Below are 17,360 nucleotides of genomic sequence, written 5' to 3'. Positions count from 1 at the left end.
CCTTTTTTTAGGTTCAAGGTACAGGTGAGAAACTAGTGGAGGTGGAACGTTATTAGCAAGGATCATATGATTAACGAAGAGATTCGCGCCAAGGAAGTCCGTTTGATCGGTCCCGAAAGTGAACAACTGGGGATTAAGCCTTTCCGGGAAGCACTGCAAATGGCTCAGGATGCGAATCTGGACCTGGTAAATGTAGCGCCTACCGCCAAACCGCCGGTTTGCCGGATCATGGATTACGGCAAGTTCCGGTATGAGACCCAGAAGAAAGAAAAGGAAGCGCGCAAGAATCAGAAGATTGTTGACCTGAAGGAAGTCCGCTTCAGCGCCACCATCGACGAGCACGACTTCCAGACCAAGCTCCGCAATGTTCTGAAGTTCATTCAGGACGGAGACAAGGTGAAGTGCAGCGTACGTTTCCGCGGCCGTGAAATTACTCATGCTTCCATTGGCCAGCGTGTGCTGGAGCGGGTAGCGACTGAAGCTGAGAGCATTTGTACAGTGGAGCGCAGACCCAAACTGGAAGGCCGCAGCATGATTATGATACTGGCGCCGAAGTGATTCGGAGCCGGGAATAACTATTAGGAGGACTTCAGCAATGCCTAAGATGAAAACTCACCGTGGCGCTGCCAAGCGTTTCACGAAAACCGGTACTGGCAAAATCAAGAGAAACAAATCGGGCAAACGCCACATTCTGGAGCACAAGAGCTCCAAGCAAAAGGCCAGATTGGGCAAATCTGCCATCATGACCAAGGGCGATACCAAGCGTATTGAGTCCCTGCTGGTATACGTGAAGTAAACAACGTTTCGGACGAAATTCCCCCTCAGATTGGCTAAAGCCAATTCCGAGGCTTCCATAACATGATCCGGCCTCTGGCACGGAGCAAGTTATCAGGGCAAAGCAATTCATTTATTCAGGAGGCTGACTACTATGGCAAGAGTTAAGGGCGGGTTTGTGACTCGTCGTCGTCATAAAAAAATCTTGAAGCTGGCAAAGGGCTATTTTGGCTCCAAACACCGGTTATTCAGAACTGCTAACGAGCAGGTAATGAAGTCCCACATGTACGCATTCCGTGACCGCCGTCAAGTGAAGCGCGATTTCCGCAAGCTGTGGATCGCCCGTATCAATGCGGCTTCCCGTCAAAACGGATTGTCCTACAGCAAGTTCATGTACGGCTTGAAGCTGGCCGGCATCGACGTAAACCGCAAGATCCTGGCTGACCTGGCTGTAACCGACGCTAAGGCATTCTCCGATCTGGCTGCCGCTGCTAAGGTAAAGCTGAACGCCTAGTACCGCGGATAGACGCGTGACTGAAAAGACCCGGACCGGGAGAGCAATCTCCTTGTCCGGTTTTTTTGCATTTTAGAGGTATGAAAGGCCAGGCTATCACATAGAATCAACTAAATATTAACAATTCTCAAGATGCAATCAAATAGTATAGCAGATGAGGTAAAAAAAGTCATTTGTATAATTTTCCTTACTATTTTTGTAACAATTTCAGATAGCTGAAAACTGATTTTCATGTTAAGATTTCATTTGTAAAGTGATAAATATCACAAAAAAAGAGAGTGGATTGAACATATTGTGAAATTCGCATTTCTGTGAGAAGGGGAGTTGGCATACATGCGAATGAAAAGGCTGCTTGCTCTGTTGACTGCAGGTGCAGGAACGGCTCTTTTGAGCGGCTGCGAAAGTCTGGTGGTGTTGAATCCCCAGGGGCCTGTGGCAAGAAGCATTGCTGAGCTGATTAACTGGTCCTTGATGTGGATGCTGTTGGTCGTGGTTGTTGTGATCGGTTTGTTTGTTTTCATTGTGTGGAAATACCGGGAGAAGCCGGGGAACGAGGATTACGAGCCCCCCGAGGAGCATGGCAGCCTTGCCCTGGAGATTACCTGGGTTGTGATTCCGATCCTGATCGTGATCGCCCTGACCATTCCTACGGTGAAGGCCCTGTACAAGCTGGAGGATGTGCCTGCCGGTTATGAGGACCAGACTCCGCTTGTGATTCATGTGACCTCTGCAGACTGGAAATGGATTTTCAGCTATCCGGAGCAAAACATTGAGACAGTGAACTACGTGAATATCCCCGCGGGGCGTACGGTGGATTTCAGGCTGACCTCCGCCGGTACCATGCAGTCCTTCTGGATTCCGGCTCTTGCTGGCCAGAAGTATGCCATGGCGAAGATGGAGAACCAGCTGTTTTTGGCGGCAGACCACCCGGGCTCCTATCTGGGCCGCAACACCAACTTTAATGGCAAGGGTTATTCAGGAATGGAGTTTGAGGTTCTGAGCCAAACCCCCAAGGAGTTTGAGGAATGGGTGAGCGACGTGAAGGCCACTGCTCCCAAGCTGTCCGAGCCGGAATATGAGAAGCTGCTGGAGCCCACCCATTTGGGACGGCAGACATATTCCAACACTCACCTGGAATGGGTAAACCATGCGGATCCGGATTCCAAGTCTTACACCAATCCGGAGATGTACCGTCTGGATCACGGCTATCCGGGTAAAACCTTCACCGAGCCTGATCAATACAATGCACCAAACAGCGGTGAATCCCAAAACAACACCAAGAAAGACGGGGGTGAAAAGCATGGGCATTAAATGGGATAAAATACTGGTAACCGGGGATCCGATGATTCTCGGCGCCCAGATTTCGATTGTTCTGGTATCGGTGGGCATTGTAGCGCTGCTGATTTATCTCAAGCGCTGGCAATGGCTGTGGAAAGAATGGATCACCACGGTTGACCACAAGAAAATCGGTATCATGTATATACTCTCAGGTGTGGCTATGTTCTTCCGCGGCGGTATGGACGGTCTGATGATGAAGGTCCAGACCTCTCGCCCGGAAATGGAATTTTTAAATGCGCAGCATTATAACGAGGTCTTCACGACTCACGGTGTGGTCATGATTTTGTTCATGGCCATGCCTATGCTCATCGGTCTTATGAATATTATTATTCCGCTGCAGATCGGCGCCCGCGACGTGGCATACCCACAATTGAATGCTCTGAGCTTCTGGCTGTTCTTCAGCGGAGCCATGCTGTTCAACCTGAGCTTCGTCGTCGGCGGTTCTCCGGATGCCGGCTGGACCTCTTACTTCCCGCTGGCAGGCAAGGAGTTCAGCCCGGGTATCGGCAATAACTTTTATGCCGTGGCGCTTCAGATTTCAGGTATCGGAACGCTGATGACCGGCGTCAACTTTATTGTGACGATTATGAAGATGCGTGCTCCGGGGATGACCCTGTTCAAGATGCCTATGTTTACTTGGACCTCCCTGGTTACCAACCTGATTATTGTTGCCGCGTTCCCGATTCTTACTGTGGCGCTGGCTCTGATGACCTTTGACCGTCTGTACGGCACCCACTTCTTCACAGTGTCTGCCGGGGGTATGGATATGCTGTGGGCCAATCTGTTCTGGCTCTGGGGCCATCCCGAGGTTTACATTGTTGTTCTGCCGGCTTTCGGGATTTTCTCCGAGGTGATAGCTACCTTCTCCCGCAAGACGCTGTACGGCTACACATCCATGATCGTTTCTATTGTGGGCATCTCTGTGCTAAGTATGCTGGTTTGGGTCCATCACTTCTATACTATGGGGGCCGGGCCCGGGGTAAATTCATTCTTCTCCATCTCCACCATGCTCATTGCGATTCCCACCGGGGTGAAGATGTTCAACTGGCTGTTCACCATGCGCAAGGGGCGGATCAAGATGACCACTGCTATGCTGTGGGCGCTGGCCTTTGTTCCCTGCTTCGTCATCGGCGGCGTAACCGGCGTCATGCTGGCTATGGGCGCTGCGGATTACCAGTATCACAATACCTTGTTCCTGGTGGCGCATTTCCACTATGTGCTGATCCCCGGCGTTGTATTCGCCGTCTTTGCTGGCCTATACTACTGGTGGCCGAAGATTTTCGGCACCCTGCTTAACGAACGTTTGGGCAAGTGGCATTTTTGGCTGTTCGTTATCGGCTTCAACGTAACATTTATGCCGATGTTCTTCCTGGGACTGAACGGCGCGGTAAGACGGGCCTACACCTACTCCGAGGAATCGGGCTTTTCACCGCTGTTCCTGCTTTCGGGTCTGGGCAGCGCAGTATTGGCAGCCGGCTTCGCCGTATTCTGCTACAATATTTATTGGAGCTTCCGCTACGGTCCGAAGAATGTCGTCAGTGACCCGTGGGATGCCCGCACCCTGGAGTGGACAACGGCTTCCCCGCCGCAATTCTATAACTTTGCCAAGATTCCGGTAGTGAAATCGCTGGATGCCTTCTGGCACATGAAGAAGAAGGGTGAAGGCTTGACGCTGAAGGAGTCTGAGCTGGAGGAAATCCATATGCCGCGCAATTCCTGGCTGCCGGTGTATATGGGCGGAGTGTTTATGGTAGCCGGCTTCCTGCTGGTCTTCGAGCTCCATATTGCCGCCTTGGTGGCACTGGTTGGCGTTGTGGTCGGCTTGATCATCCGTTCCTTCGACTATGATGAGGGTTATCATGTGCATACCCATGAGATCGCGTATCGGGAGAAAGCATGGAGAAGCATGGAGAAAGAGGTGAACAAGTATGACGCATCATGAGAATACGGCCCTGCCGATGGAGTACCGGACAGAGCAGAGCCGGATGAATATCCTTGGCTTCTGGATCTTCCTGGGAGCAGAGATTGTACTGTTCGCCACTCTCTTCGGCGTCTACGCCGCGCTGTATCACCGGTATGCGGGGGGACCCACTCATCAGGACCTGATTAATATCCGCGACGTTCTGATTCAGACCGTGCTGCTCTTAACCTCCAGCTTCACCTGCGGCCTGGCCATTCTGCAAATGCGGCGTGGCAGTCTCAAAGGGCTCATTGGCTGGCTGGTAGTCACCCTCTTGTTGGGCGCAGGCTTTCTGTTTATGGAAATCAACGAGTTTGCCCACTATATCCACGAAGGGGCAACCATGCAGACCAGCGCCTTCCTGTCCAGCTTCTTCGTGCTGCTGGGTACCCACGGCTTGCACGTGACCTTCGGGATCGGCTGGGCGATACTGATTATTATCCAGCTGCTTCAGCGGGGGCTGACGCCCGTCACTACCCGCAAAGCCTTTATCATCGGCTTGTACTGGCACTTCCTGGACGTGGTGTGGATCTTTATCTATACCTTCGTCTACCTGAAAGGAATGGTGATGTAAGATGCATAAGAAAGCCGGCTTTCCCACCGCACAAGTCCTGGGTTTTCTCGGTTCTCTTCTGATGACCTTCCTGGCAGGAGCAATTGCCCTCCGCACATCATTGAGCTTTTCGGCCATTATGTGGATCATCGGGTCTTTGGCTATTCTCCAGGCCGGCCTTCAGCTGTTTATGTTCATGCATGTCAATGAAGGCGATGACCGGAAGATGCAGCTGCTCAATATTGCGTATATGGTTTTCCTGGTTGTGGTCATTGTTGTGGGTACAATCTGGATTATGTCCGGTTTGCATCAAACCCACTGATGTGAAAATTAAAATGCGGCTCCCATCTCGAAAGAGGCGGGGGCCGTTTTTGATGTAAAGAGTGCCATTGTGGGACAAGAGTTTTTATTATATGATAAGAAGTTGATGGACGGGCTCCAAACTGTCTAACAACATTACACGCAAAAGAAATGCGAGGGACCCCATGTATCCAAAAGAGCTTTCCTACACCATGCCCCCCGAGTGGGCTGAACATAGCGGCACATTTATCTCCTGGCCTGTCCGGGACTCCATGGTATACCCCGAGGATTATGAGGACGTATGCCTCGGCTATGAACAAATTATCCGGGCCATCGCCGAATTTGAGCTGGTGACCGTGGTGGTGAATCCGGGAGATGAAGCCATGGTGCGCTCCAGACTGGCTGGAGTTCGGGCGGAATGTCTGCCTATTGCCCACAATGACGCCTGGCTCCGCGACAACGGCCCCACCTTCCTTGCGGATAAAGCCGGGAAGCTGGGAGCCGTCAACTGGGGCTTCAATGCCTGGGGCGGCAAATACGAGCCTTGGGATTTGGATGACGCAGTAGCTCCGGCCATTATCGCCCATACGGGAGTCCGGCAGTTTGATGCCCCAATTGTGATGGAGGGCGGCTCCATCCACACCGACGGGGAAGGCACCATCCTTACTACCGAGGAGTGTCTGCTGAATCCCAACCGCAACCCGGATTTGACCCGGGAACAGATCGAGGAAGAGCTGAAGCTCCATACCGGCACAGAAAAGGTGATCTGGCTCAAACGCGGCTTAAGCGGTGACGAAACCGACGGGCATGTAGATAATATTGCCTGCTTCGCGGCACCCGGCAAGGTCATTCTTCAGGTGTCCGGTGAACCGGGAGACGAGAACACGGATATTACCCGGGAGAATATCGGAATTCTTTCCGCAGCGGTAGATGCCAAGGGCCGCCCACTGGAGGTTATCCGGATTCAGCAGCCTCCGTACAGGGAGTACAATGGAAAACGCTTGACCCTGAGCTATCTGAATTTCTATTTTGTCAACGGCGGTATTATTCTGCCTGTATTCGGCGCAGACGCGGCGGAGACGGACCGCCTGGCGGAGGAGACGCTGGCGCGTACCTTCCCCGGACGACGCATCCGTACCGTAGATGGTATGGCGATTATTAAGGAGGGTGGAAACGTGCACTGCACCACCCAGCAGATGCCTGCGGCACAATAAATGCTTACGATCCAGTTTTGCTTCCCGCAAAACCTTCAGGAGGGACAATCATGAGAAAAGTTACCGTAGCGGCTACCCAAATGAGCTGTACGTCCGATATCGAAGAGAACATCCGCCGGGCGGATAAGCTGGTCCGGGAGGCTGCAGCCAAAGGGGCACAGATCATCCTGCTTCAGGAGCTGTTTGAGACACCGTATTTTTGCCAGAAGGAAAAGTCCGACTATTACGTTTATGCCAGAGAGCTGGAGGAAAACAAAGCGGTCGCCCACTTCCGGGAAGTGGCCCGTGAGCTGCAGGTTGTGCTGCCCATCAGCTTCTATGAAAAGAAAAATTACGCCCGCTACAATTCTCTTGCCGTTATTGATGCGGACGGCTCTGTGCTGGGCATCTACCGCAAAAGCCATATCCCCGACGGCCCTGGCTACGAGGAGAAGTTCTATTTTAACCCGGGGGATACCGGCTTTAAGGTCTGGAAAACCCGCTATGCCAAAATCGGCGTCGGCGTCTGCTGGGATCAATGGTATCCCGAAGCGGCCCGCTGCATGGCACTTATGGGAGCGGAGCTTCTGTTCTACCCCACGGCCATCGGATCGGAGCCCCAGGACGGCAACATCGACTCCCGCGACCACTGGCAGATGTGCATGCTGGGGCATGCAGCCTGCAATTTGATGCCTGTCATCGCCTCCAACCGGATTGGCCTGGAATCCGATTGCGACTCCAGCATCACCTTCTATGGCTCCTCCTTCATTGCCGGACCCACCGGTCAGAAGGTTGCAGAAGCCGGGAGGGAGGAGGAGGCCGTCCTCACCGCGGAGTTTGATCTGGATCAATTGGAAACCCAACGGATCGAATGGGGGATATTCCGTGACCGCCGCCCGGACCTGTACCGTGCAATTGCTACGTATGATGGAAGTACCCCTATTGGCTGACACTGTAGAAAATCTCCAAATTTGGGACGGCATATGCCAGCCCGTTTGGGGATTTTTTCATTTGTCGATGACGAAACGGAATGTCACATGCTATAATAAATCCGATTATCCTGTTGAAATATGTTGATAAGACGGATAGATTTGGAATTCATTTGCAAATAATTCGACATCATGGAAGCGTTGGGAACAGTTTTTTAACAGCGGGCCTAAAAAGAGAAACGAAAACAGATGCGGCTGCTCAGGAGAGGGTTTTTTCATGCCAGGATTCCGCCAACCATACTTGCGAAGATTGATGCTGCTTTTCCTGATTTTGGCCGCCGCCGCCGGGTTAGCTCCCATAACTGCCCGCGGTGAAGAAAAGCTGACAGCCCCGCCGAAAGTTCTCATTCTGAACTCCTATCACAAAGGCTTCGAATGGTCGGACGAAGAAACGGCAGGAGTAACGGAAGCCCTGAAGAAGGCTGACCTTCATCCGGTAATCTATACCGAATATGCAGACTGGAAGAGGTTTCCCTCAGATTTTAACCGGGAAAACCTGTTTTCCACCCTGCTCTACAAATATTCGGGAACCGATATTGATCTGATTGTGGCACTTGATGATTTCGCGGTGGATTTTGCCCTGCAATTCCGCAAGAGCCTGTTCAACAATGCGCCGGTGGTCTATGCCGGAATTGTGGAAGGGGCTTCAGATAATCTGCTTTATGGACAAACTAACATAACCGGTGTTTTGGAAAATGTGGACCCCGTCCCCACTATCCAGTCAGCCTTGGCGGTGAATCCCGACATCTCCAACGTCTACTTGCTGCATGACCGCTCCGAAAGCGGAGAGATGACAGGCAGGCAGATTCAAGAGAGGATCCGGGCAACGTATCCGGAGCTTGCCATCGTCCCTCTGGACGGCAAAACCTTCCCCCAGGTACTGGAGCTGGCGAAGGGGCTGGACCCGGAGCGGGATATGGTTCTGATGACCACCTATTTCAGCGACGTCACCGGCAGTACCGTGGAATTCGAAACGGCGGCAAAGGAATTGGGCAGGACCAGCAAAGCCCCGGTTTATCACCTGTATGATTTTGGCATCCGCTACGACGGCTTCGGCGGAAGCACCATCAGCGGACGCACCCAAGGCGAGAAGGCTGCAGAATTAGCCCTGCGGTTACTTAAAGGGGAACGGGCCGATGATATACCCCGGGTGAAGCCCGAACAATTTACCACTACCTTCAATTATGACATGATGAAGAAGTTCGGTGTCGGAGAAGAAAGCCTTCCCAAGGACAGCATCATTCTGAACAAGCCGTTCTCCTTCTATGACGAATACCGGAACCTTGTGCTGGGTGTGCTTTGGTCGTTTGCGGTGCTTGTAGGTTTTATCCTCCTGCTTCTTATACATATCCGGCAGATTCGCCAGATGCGCCGCAGATTGGCAAGCAGCAACACGGAGCTGACCATGCTCAACCACAACCTGGAGGCCTCCGAGGAGGTGCTCCGCCGCCAGTACGAGGAGCTGTCCTCCGTTAAGGAGAGTTTATTTGTCAGCGAGGAGCGGTTCAGGCTGGCCACCGACGGCTCAGACGCCGTTATATGGGACTTGGACTTGGAGAAGGGGCATTCCTATTATTCGGACCGGTGGTACGAGCTGATGGGCTACCCCAAGGATCTGTACATAACCTGTGATGACGGCTGGAAGCAGATGATTCATTCCGAGGATGTAATCGAAGCGGAGCGGGCCATGCAGGCTCATCTGAACGGGGAAACCCCCTTTTATTCCACGGAATACCGGATGCGCAAGCAATCGGGAGAGGATATCTGGTTCCAGGTGCGCGGTAAGGTAAGCCGGGGAAATGCGGGGGAACCGAAGCGTTTTGCCGGATCGATGACCGACATCACGGAACGCAAAAGCTATGAAGTGATGCTTCAAAAAAGCTATCAGGAACTGGAGGCAACTTACGAAGAATTGACTGCTCTTCAGGATGAGTTGATGGAGCAGTATGACCGGCTGGTGGAGAATCAGACGATGCTCACCAGAAGCGAGGAGCGTTACCGGCTGATAACCGAAGCCACCAATGACGGAATCTGGGAGATCGACTACATTACTAAGGAAACATTCATTTCCCAAAGATGGTGGGATCTGCTGAAGGTGGAGCCGTCGCGGAGAGTGAAGGATTTTTCCTTTGCGGAAATGATCCATCCGGAGGATCTGGCAGGTTACCAGCACTGTATTGAGGAGCATAAAACAGGCAAAAACGACTTTTATCAATATGAATACCGCTTGAGGCTGGGAACCGGGGAATACCGCTGGTTTCTGGGCAAAGGCAAGGCCATCCGGGATAAGAACGGACAGATTATGCGGGTGGTGGGCGCAGATTCGGATATCCATGATCTGAAAACCTCACAGAATAAGCTGCATGAGCTGGCATATTTTGATCCTCTTACCGGTCTTCCCAACCGGCTTTCCCTGACTGTGGAGCTGGAGCGTTATGTGAAGGCGCCTGAGGCTTGCGCGGTTATCTTCTATATGGATATCGATAATTTCAAGTATATCAACGACACCATGGGCTATTCCGTTGGGGATGAGCTGATTCAGCTGATCAGCCGGCGGCTGGAATCCTTTGACGGAGTGGAGGGGATCTTCTACCGTCTTGGCGGGGACGAATTCGTGATGCTCCATGAGGGCTTCCAGTCCCCTGAAGCTGTTGCCCGGACGGCGGATCAGCTGATACGCTGGCTGAAGGAGCCGTTCCTGGTTGGAGGCAGCGTCATCCATCTGGCCCCCAGCATCGGGATTGTCCGGTATCCGGAGGATGGCCAGTCTGCGGAGGAGCTCCTGATGTTTGCCGATGTGGCCATGTACAAAGCCAAGGAAACCTGCAAGGGCGGCTACATTGTGTATGGGGCGACTTTGCAGCAATCCTTTGCCAAACGGATGGAAATTGAGCGGCATCTGCGCAATGCTCTGCAGAACGGGGAGCTGGAGCTGCATTACCAGCCTCAATATGAGCTCCAAAGCAACGAGGTATCGGGATTCGAGGCGTTGATCCGCTGGAGCAATCCGGTTCTGGGCAATGTGTCGCCGTTGTCCTTCATTCCCATTGCGGAGGCCTGCCAGTTGATCCTTCCCATTGGAGCGTGGGTACTGGTCAAGGCCTGCCGGTTCATCCGGGAGCTGCAGCGCCGGGACGGGAAGCCCTACCGGATATCCGTCAATATCTCCGTGGTGCAGCTGGTTCAGGATGATTTCATTAGCACAGTGCTGGAGTCCCTGAAGGAGGCCGATCTGGCCCCGGAATATCTGGAAATTGAAATTACCGAGTCCATCTTCATGGAATCCTTCGAGCGAATCGTGGAGAAGCTGGACTACCTGAAATCTCTGGGCCTCCGTATTGCACTGGATGACTTCGGAACGGGATACTCCTCTCTCAGCTACCTCAAGGCCCTTCCGATCACTACCTTGAAGGTGGACAAAACCTTCATTGACGACGTACCCAGCGCACCGGAGAGCCGCTCTCTGGCCAGCTCCATCGTCATGATCGGCCACCGGATGGGACTGGAGGTTATTGCCGAAGGTGTGGAATCCCGGGAGCAGCTGCAGTATTTGCGGAGCCGGAAATGCGACAAAATCCAGGGATACTTTATCAGCAAACCCCTGCCTGAGCATGCGATTCTCGGATGGCTGAAGGAAACAGCCGCGGCGCAGGAACACTCCGATACTCCTCCGAATTCTGAAGCATAGCTATCCAACACCAAAAAAATCCGTACCTTAGCCGCTGCGATGGCAGCGCCTGAAGTACGGATTTTTTTGGCATTTATGCAGATTCGGCATGATTCTGCAGAGGAGTGGGTGCAGCCTGCTTTCGGCCTACCAGAAGCGTCTGCAGGCTGCGTAGATTCACCAGGATGATGCCGGCCAGAATAATGAGCGCACCCGCTGCGGAAACCCAGGAGAAGGCTTCGCCGTAAACGAGACTGCCCAGCCCCATGGCTATCAATGGCGAGATGTAAAGCCAGGTGGACGGAAAAACCGGATTGGTCTTCGCAATCAGCCAGTAAAACAGACTGTGGCCAATCATAGATCCCGCTACAGTTAGATACAGAATGGAGCCCAACGCCGGAACGGAGAGGATCTGGTCCGGCCGGGGCTGCTCCACAACCAAGGACAGAATAAGGAGCAGGAAACCGCCGAAGAGCATCTGGGCGGCATTGAGAGCAAGGGGTGATTCATCGGGACGGCGGTTCATCACAGACTTGGAGTACAGCGCACCTCCCGAATAACAAAGCTCTCCCAGCAGCACCACCAGACAGCCTGCCAGCCACATGTAGCTGAAATCGAGCTTCAGGCCGGGCAGCATCAGCACGAATACGCCGGCAAAGCCTACTGCGCAGCCTGCAGCGGATAAGAAGGGTGCCCTCTGGCGGGTGCGTATTGTCTGGAGGAGCAGAATCATAATCGGTCCGGTTGCGGACAAAACAGCAGCCAGTCCGGAGCTGATATGCTGCTCTGCCCAATACAGGGTGGAGAAGGTGCCGAAGGTTATCAGGAATCCGGTAAGCATCGTCTCCTTGCGCCATAAGAGGGACAGGGCCGCTTTTTTCTTCCACAGCATATACACGAACAGAAGCCCTCCTGCAGCGATAAACCGGATGCTTGCGGAATAAAACGGCGCCAGCCCCGCATCAATTCCCACTTTGATGGCAAGAAACGTTGTTCCGAAGATCAGGCACATAACCGTAAAGCCCAAAGCGATCATTCTGATTCCTCCTAAGGTGCTTTGCTGAGTAGCGAGCGTGAATGGATATTGGTTTTTATCATAAGGGAGAAGGCTTAGAACAGATGGAAACGGATAGAACAGACAGCCCCGAAATCATGTACAATAGGGATATGACACGTGTATAAGAGGAGGTGATTGGAGTGCAAAAGGAGCCAAATGAGAGGACACAGCCGTTTCATCTGTTTGAGCAGGTGGTGGAATATCTGGTAACCCGGATTGGCAGGGGTGAGTGGCAAACCCATGAGAAGCTGCCCTCCGTACGCAGTCTGGCTATAGAGCTGAAGGTGCACCGGCTTACGGTTTTTCGCGCTTACCAGGAGCTGAAAAACAGGGGATTGGTTTATGTCCGGGATAAAGCGGGATATTATGTGCACCCCGGTGCCGGAGCCTGTGCGCCCGAGCCAACCGCCGGAGCCATCGTTCCCGCCTATTCTGTACGCAATCGCTTGTCCGAAATCCATCAGGTTCCGGTGAGCTACCAATTTTCGGAGGCGCTGATCGATCCTAACCTGCTGCCGAATATGTATTTTTCGGATTATGTCAAAAGGGTCTTCGACCTCTATCCCAAGGTGCTGGCCACCTATGCTCCCGTACAGGGGGATGAGGAGCTGCGGGAAACCCTCTGCCGGCATTTTGCCCACATCCACCGTTTCCATCTTTCGGCTTCTGAGCTTCTGATCACCTCCGGCGCACAGCAGGCCATTGATCTCATTTCGCGGATTTTCCTGAAGCCCATGGATGCGGTCCTCATTGAACGGCCGACCTACAGCTCGGCGGTGGATATTTTCTCCCAGGCGGGAGCCAAGCTGGTAACGGTGGATATTCATCCGCATGGCTACAATATGGATCAGGTTGAATGGTGCATGCGGCATTATAAGCCCCGGCTGTTTTATATGAATCCTACCTTCCATAATCCGACGGGCTACACTGTTCCGGCGGAGCAGCGGAAGCGCCTGGTGGAGCTTGCTGAGCAGTACCGCTGTTTGCTGGTGGATGATGATACCACTCACGACATTTATTTTGGCAAAGAACCGCCCCCGCCCTTGTTTACTTATGATACTGAAGGGGTGGTGCTGTACATCCGCGGCTTCAGCAAATATGTGTCGCCTGGCCTCCGCATTGCCTGCGTAGCCTGCCGGCCGCCGCTTATGAAGCATCTCTTGACAGCCAAATCCTTGACGGATAACGGCACTCCGCTTCTCAATCAGAAAATCTTCCTCCACTACTTCACCTCTGCGCGGCTGCAGCAGCATCTGGGCAAGCTGCGGATCGCCCTGCAGATCCGCAAGGATGTGATGGAGGAGGAGCTCCGGGACTCCGGCTGGCAGTGGTCCAGTCCCGGCGGCGGATTGAGCTTATGGATCCGGCTGGGCAAGGGTATATCCTCCCCGGCTCTTCTGGAGCGTTGCCTGGAAGCCTCTATCGCCTTTGTCCCCGGGGTAATCTGTGATCCTCTGCGCCAGATGGAGGAGTGGGCCAGGTTCAGCTTTTCCTTCGCCAACGAGCTGCAGATCCGCGCCGGCATGAGGCGGGTGCTGGAGCTTTCCCGCCGGATTTGAACAGAATTCCCCTGAATTTGAAAAGCGCTGGAGGAATGGCTGCTGCTATGCTGGAAGCGCAGGATTTCCAATAACAGCGTTTCATTATCAGGGGAGGAAACAAACAAATGAAGAAGCCGTTTGGCCTTTATGCCGAGTTGGTGCGCAAGCTGGAACGGGTGCCTGAAGCACCAGTGCGTATGGTCCTGGACACAGACACTTATAACGAAATTGATGACCAATTTGCGGTGGTGTATGCCCTGCTTTCGCCGGAAAAGCTGAAGGTGGAGGCTCTGTACGCCGCGCCTTTCTTCAACCATATGAGCACCGGACCGGAGGATGGTATGGAGCGCAGCTATGAGGAGCTTCACCAGCTTCTGGAGCGGATGGGGCGTGCGTCAGAGGGATTCGTGTACCGCGGCTCCCGGAGTTATCTGCCTGATGCGCGGACACCGGTGGAGAGTGAAGCAGCACGTGACCTGGTTCGGCGTGCCATGGCTTCATCTGCGGAGGACCCACTTTATGTAGTCGCCATCGGAGCAATAACCAATGTGGCTTCTGCCATTCTGATGGAGCCGGCGATTGTGGACCGTATAGTGGTGGTCTGGCTGGGGGGGCATGCCCGGCATTGGCCCGTCCAGGATGAGTTTAACCAAGTGCAGGATGTTCCTGCGGCGCGGCTTATCTTTGATTGCGGTGTGTCTTTGGTGCAGATTCCCTGCTGCGGGGTTGCTTCGGGGCTGAACACCACTACCTCGGAGATGGAACGGTATGTGAAGGGCTGCGGGGCCGTCGGGGATTTTTTGATGGAGCGGTTCTACGGGTTCCGGGAGGATCATTTCGGATTTTCCAAAATCATGTGGGATATGACGGCCATAGCATTTCTAATCGATCCGGACTTTATCCCGACCCACCTGGTGCACAGTCCGGTTTTGACGGATCAGCTTACCATAAGTGAGGATGCGGGGCGGCATTTTATCCGGTGTGCCTATTGGGTGGAGCGGGACAATATTATGCGGGATTTCTTCCGGAAGCTGAAGGAGTATGCGGACTCATAAACAATAAGGGCTGGTGGAATGGATGGGCAAAATAGCGGTGGTAGGCAGCATCAATATGGATGTGGTAAACCGGGTGGAGCGGCATCCGCTGCCGGGGGAGACAGTTAGCGGGCTGGAAACCGCCTATATCCCCGGCGGCAAAGGGGCCAACCAGGCGGTTGCGGCTGCCCGTGCTGGAGCACAGGTCCTGATGATCGGCGCTGTTGGCCAAGACCCCTTCGGCGGTCCATTGGTTGAAGCCTTGGGAAAGGCCGGAGTTAACACTGCGGGGGTGCTGGAGAAGGAAGGCACCTCGGGAATGGCTTTTATTACGGTGGATGCCCACGGGGAGAATAACATCATTCTTTCACCCGGCGCCAACGGAAGGCTAAGTGCGGAGGATATGGAAGCCGGGCTGATCGGTGCTGCGGGCGGGAGCGGCGGAGCCGGGCTTGGGGGAGTGCTGCTGCAGAATGAGATTCCGTGGGAAACGACGGCCGCTGCCGTCCGCCGTGCACGTACTTATGGCGCTGCCGTTTATTTGAATCCGGCACCGGCCCGCAAGGTGGAGGATGAGGTGCTGGCGCTTGTGGATGTGCTGGTAGTGAATGAAACTGAGGCAGCAGCCATCAGCGGTTTGGAGGTGGCCAGCCGAGAGCATGCAGAGGCGGCAGCGGAATGGCTGCTTGGCCGTGGTGTCGGGGAGGTTATTGTGACGCTGGGGGCAGCCGGCGTGGTTTACGCCTCCAAGGAGGGAGAGCGGATAAGTGCGCCCGCCTTCCGTGTGGAGGCCGTGGATACGACAGCGGCAGGGGATACCTTCATCGGCGCTTATGCGGCCGCCCGGGACCGGGGAGCATCCGTACAGGAGGCCTTGCGGTGGGCCAATGCGGCCGCAGCGATTGCCGTTACCCGTCCTGGCGCACAGTCCTCGATTCCGTCCGCGGACGAGGTGAACCGGTGGCTGGAGAATAGGGGATAAAAGGTCGGATTCACTTTTGATGGAAGAATCGATTGTGGAGTGAATAGGGGAAGGCTTTGTTCCGCTATTCGCCGTTTCCTTCAGCTTAAGGCGCTTTAGCGGTAGGCAATTGTCCGCTATTGCGTCTTTTTCCTTCTTGAAGTTATAACACCGGAGCAATAGAGGATGTTGAGCTTCCATTATCAGCACCAGATGTCGGATTCCCTCAATATAGCGGAAAGAGGAATTCCTCTATTTAAAGTTACGGACCGCGTTCATTGCGGCCCCTGACAGCCCTTTGGCGAAGTCACTGGCGCTATGTCCGGTTAATTGCTTGAATACACTCCCAAATTGGGACAGGGAAGCAAATCCGCAATCCAATGCTATAGAGGTAAGATTCTTATCTCCTTGCTCAAGTATCATCTGTTTCGATTTATCGATGCGGATTTTGCGGATGTATTGGGTGGGAGTCATGCCGTTCTCTTCTTTGAACACACGCCGGAAATGATCCGGGCTGTAACCGCACATATCCGCCAGCTGGCTGAGCTGGATTTTTTGATTGTAATATTGCTCGATGTATTTCGCTGCATAAAGGGTCTGCCGGTTGGCGGGGGCAAATGCCTTGTCTCCGGTCAAACGGAGCACTTCTATCAGGAGCAGGCTCAAATAACAGCTGACAGCTTCATCCGAGTAGCTGCTTCGGCAGGTAAGCTCCCGGTGGATCTGGTCGATCCAATACAACACTCCGCCTGATTGATCCCGGTACAATCCCGGAGCTAAAGAGGGAAACCCGGAATCATAATCGAAGCAGAAAAACAACACCGATGTTTGGGTCTCCGAGTGCTCATTATGAATGATGTCGGCGGGCAGTACGGCAAATGTGCGGGGTTCGTAGCGGTATAACTGGCGGCCAAATTCGGTTGTGCCGGTGCCGGTTTGGTAATATACAATTTCATGAATCGGGTGGTTATGCCAATCCACGTGGTGATCCGGCGAATGGATGGCCTTGCGCAGGAAATGGAGAGAATGCTTCATCTCGTAGACCCCTTGTTCTATTTATGGCTTTGTACGGATTAATTTCACTATAGCATAGGATAGAGAAGGCATTTTCATATTTTTTAAAATTAAGGGTTGCATTCCTGTTGAATTCTATGTTATTATCAAATTCCGCCGCTGAGACAAGCCGTGCAGCGGAAGGATGGAAAAGCAAGGCAAGCAAGAAATTAAAAAATAATGCTTGCAAAGATGCATGACAATGTGGTATATTAAAAAAGTCGCCTCTTGAAGAAGAGAACGACGAAGAAACAAACGAGCTCCTTGAAAACTGAACAACGAGCAGCAAAACAATGAAGCCAAACGTTTGAACAATTGAGCAATCAGCTCTAACATAACGGTCTTCGGACCACTTTTATGGAGAGTTTGATCCTGGCTCAGGACGAACGCTGGCGGCGTGCCTAATACATGCAAGTCGAGCGGGTT

At 53.3% G+C, this 17,360-nt stretch carries 15 protein-coding genes, 1 rRNA gene and 1 other annotated feature (1 of these 17 running past the window's edge); of the genes, 14 read left to right on the top strand and 2 right to left on the bottom strand.

Annotated features, from left to right (window positions below):
* Positions 1-14: a sequence feature (ribosomal protein L20 leader region), on the top strand; it begins 128 nt to the left of the window's first position.
* 52 nt (positions 15-66) lie between these two features.
* The 10 genes from infC to ACI1P1_RS10005 all read left to right on the top strand — a co-directional run bounded on the left by infC (position 67) and on the right by ACI1P1_RS10005 (position 11,309).
* Positions 67-558, top strand: a complete 492-nt coding sequence (gene infC / locus ACI1P1_RS10050) for a translation initiation factor IF-3 (protein ID WP_416216252.1) — start codon at positions 67-69, stop codon at positions 556-558.
* Between the two features lie 37 nt (positions 559-595).
* Positions 596-796: a 50S ribosomal protein L35 gene (gene rpmI, locus ACI1P1_RS10045; RefSeq protein ID WP_416216251.1), complete on the top strand. Its 201-nt coding sequence runs from the start codon at positions 596-598 to the stop codon at positions 794-796.
* A 132-nt stretch (positions 797-928) separates the two neighbouring features.
* On the top strand, positions 929-1,288 hold the full coding sequence (gene rplT / locus ACI1P1_RS10040) for a 50S ribosomal protein L20 (protein ID WP_416216250.1): 360 nt from the start codon (positions 929-931) through the stop codon (positions 1,286-1,288).
* 339 nt (positions 1,289-1,627) lie between these two features.
* Positions 1,628-2,599, top strand: a complete 972-nt coding sequence (qoxA, locus tag ACI1P1_RS10035; RefSeq protein ID WP_416216553.1) for a cytochrome aa3 quinol oxidase subunit II — start codon at positions 1,628-1,630, stop codon at positions 2,597-2,599.
* Positions 2,589-4,568: a cytochrome aa3 quinol oxidase subunit I gene (qoxB, locus tag ACI1P1_RS10030; protein ID WP_416216249.1), complete on the top strand. Its 1,980-nt coding sequence runs from the start codon at positions 2,589-2,591 to the stop codon at positions 4,566-4,568. Before qoxA ends, qoxB begins: the two co-directional genes overlap by 11 nt.
* Entirely contained in the window at positions 4,555-5,160 is a 606-nt protein-coding gene (gene qoxC, locus ACI1P1_RS10025) for a cytochrome aa3 quinol oxidase subunit III (protein ID WP_416216248.1), read from the top strand. The genes qoxB and qoxC overlap by 14 nt, the downstream gene beginning before the upstream one ends.
* Before the next feature lies 1 nt (position 5,161).
* Complete coding sequence (gene qoxD, locus ACI1P1_RS10020) at positions 5,162-5,461, top strand: cytochrome aa3 quinol oxidase subunit IV (RefSeq protein ID WP_416216247.1); 300 nt, start codon at positions 5,162-5,164, stop codon at positions 5,459-5,461.
* 163 nt (positions 5,462-5,624) lie between these two features.
* The gene (locus ACI1P1_RS10015; RefSeq protein WP_416216246.1) at positions 5,625-6,653 is read left to right on the top strand and encodes an agmatine deiminase family protein; all 1,029 of its coding nucleotides are present in this window, start codon (positions 5,625-5,627) and stop codon (positions 6,651-6,653) included.
* A gap of 50 nt (positions 6,654-6,703) precedes the next feature.
* Positions 6,704-7,582 carry an N-carbamoylputrescine amidase gene (gene aguB, locus ACI1P1_RS10010; RefSeq protein ID WP_416216245.1) on the top strand — a complete coding sequence of 293 codons (879 nt, stop codon included), beginning with the start codon at positions 6,704-6,706 and terminating at the stop codon, positions 7,580-7,582.
* Positions 7,583-7,838: 256 nt separating this feature from the next.
* Entirely contained in the window at positions 7,839-11,309 is a 3,471-nt protein-coding gene (locus ACI1P1_RS10005; protein WP_416216244.1) for an ABC transporter substrate binding protein, read from the top strand.
* 73 nt (positions 11,310-11,382) lie between these two features.
* Here the strand turns inward: ACI1P1_RS10005 and ACI1P1_RS10000 are convergent, their stop codons facing one another.
* Positions 11,383-12,324 (bottom strand): DMT family transporter, encoded by a 942-nt coding sequence (locus ACI1P1_RS10000; RefSeq protein WP_416216243.1) that lies wholly within the window; start codon positions 12,322-12,324, stop codon positions 11,383-11,385.
* A 161-nt stretch (positions 12,325-12,485) separates the two neighbouring features.
* Here ACI1P1_RS10000 and ACI1P1_RS09995 point away from each other — a divergent pair, with 161 nt between their 5' ends.
* From ACI1P1_RS09995 to rbsK, 3 genes are all read left to right on the top strand, one after another.
* The gene (locus ACI1P1_RS09995) at positions 12,486-13,904 is read left to right on the top strand and encodes an aminotransferase-like domain-containing protein (protein WP_416216242.1); all 1,419 of its coding nucleotides are present in this window, start codon (positions 12,486-12,488) and stop codon (positions 13,902-13,904) included.
* Positions 13,905-14,011: 107 nt separating this feature from the next.
* Positions 14,012-14,941, top strand: coding sequence for a nucleoside hydrolase (locus tag ACI1P1_RS09990; protein ID WP_416216241.1), 930 nt, complete (start codon positions 14,012-14,014; stop codon positions 14,939-14,941).
* Between the two features lie 22 nt (positions 14,942-14,963).
* The gene (rbsK, locus tag ACI1P1_RS09985) at positions 14,964-15,902 is read left to right on the top strand and encodes a ribokinase (protein ID WP_416216240.1); all 939 of its coding nucleotides are present in this window, start codon (positions 14,964-14,966) and stop codon (positions 15,900-15,902) included.
* 231 nt (positions 15,903-16,133) lie between these two features.
* Here the strand turns inward: rbsK and ACI1P1_RS09980 are convergent, their stop codons facing one another.
* Positions 16,134-16,916, bottom strand: coding sequence for a helix-turn-helix domain-containing protein (locus tag ACI1P1_RS09980; protein ID WP_416216239.1), 783 nt, complete (start codon positions 16,914-16,916; stop codon positions 16,134-16,136).
* 372 nt (positions 16,917-17,288) lie between these two features.
* Between ACI1P1_RS09980 and ACI1P1_RS09975 the strand changes: the two genes are divergently transcribed.
* Positions 17,289-17,360, top strand: a 16S ribosomal RNA gene (locus tag ACI1P1_RS09975); the annotation flags it as partial.

Origin of the sequence: Paenibacillus mesotrionivorans, assembly GCF_046098205.1 — a bacterium.
Classification (GTDB): Bacteria; Bacillota; Bacilli; order Paenibacillales; family NBRC-103111; genus Paenibacillus_AR; species Paenibacillus_AR mesotrionivorans.
This window is presented reverse-complemented; position numbering and strand designations above follow the sequence as displayed.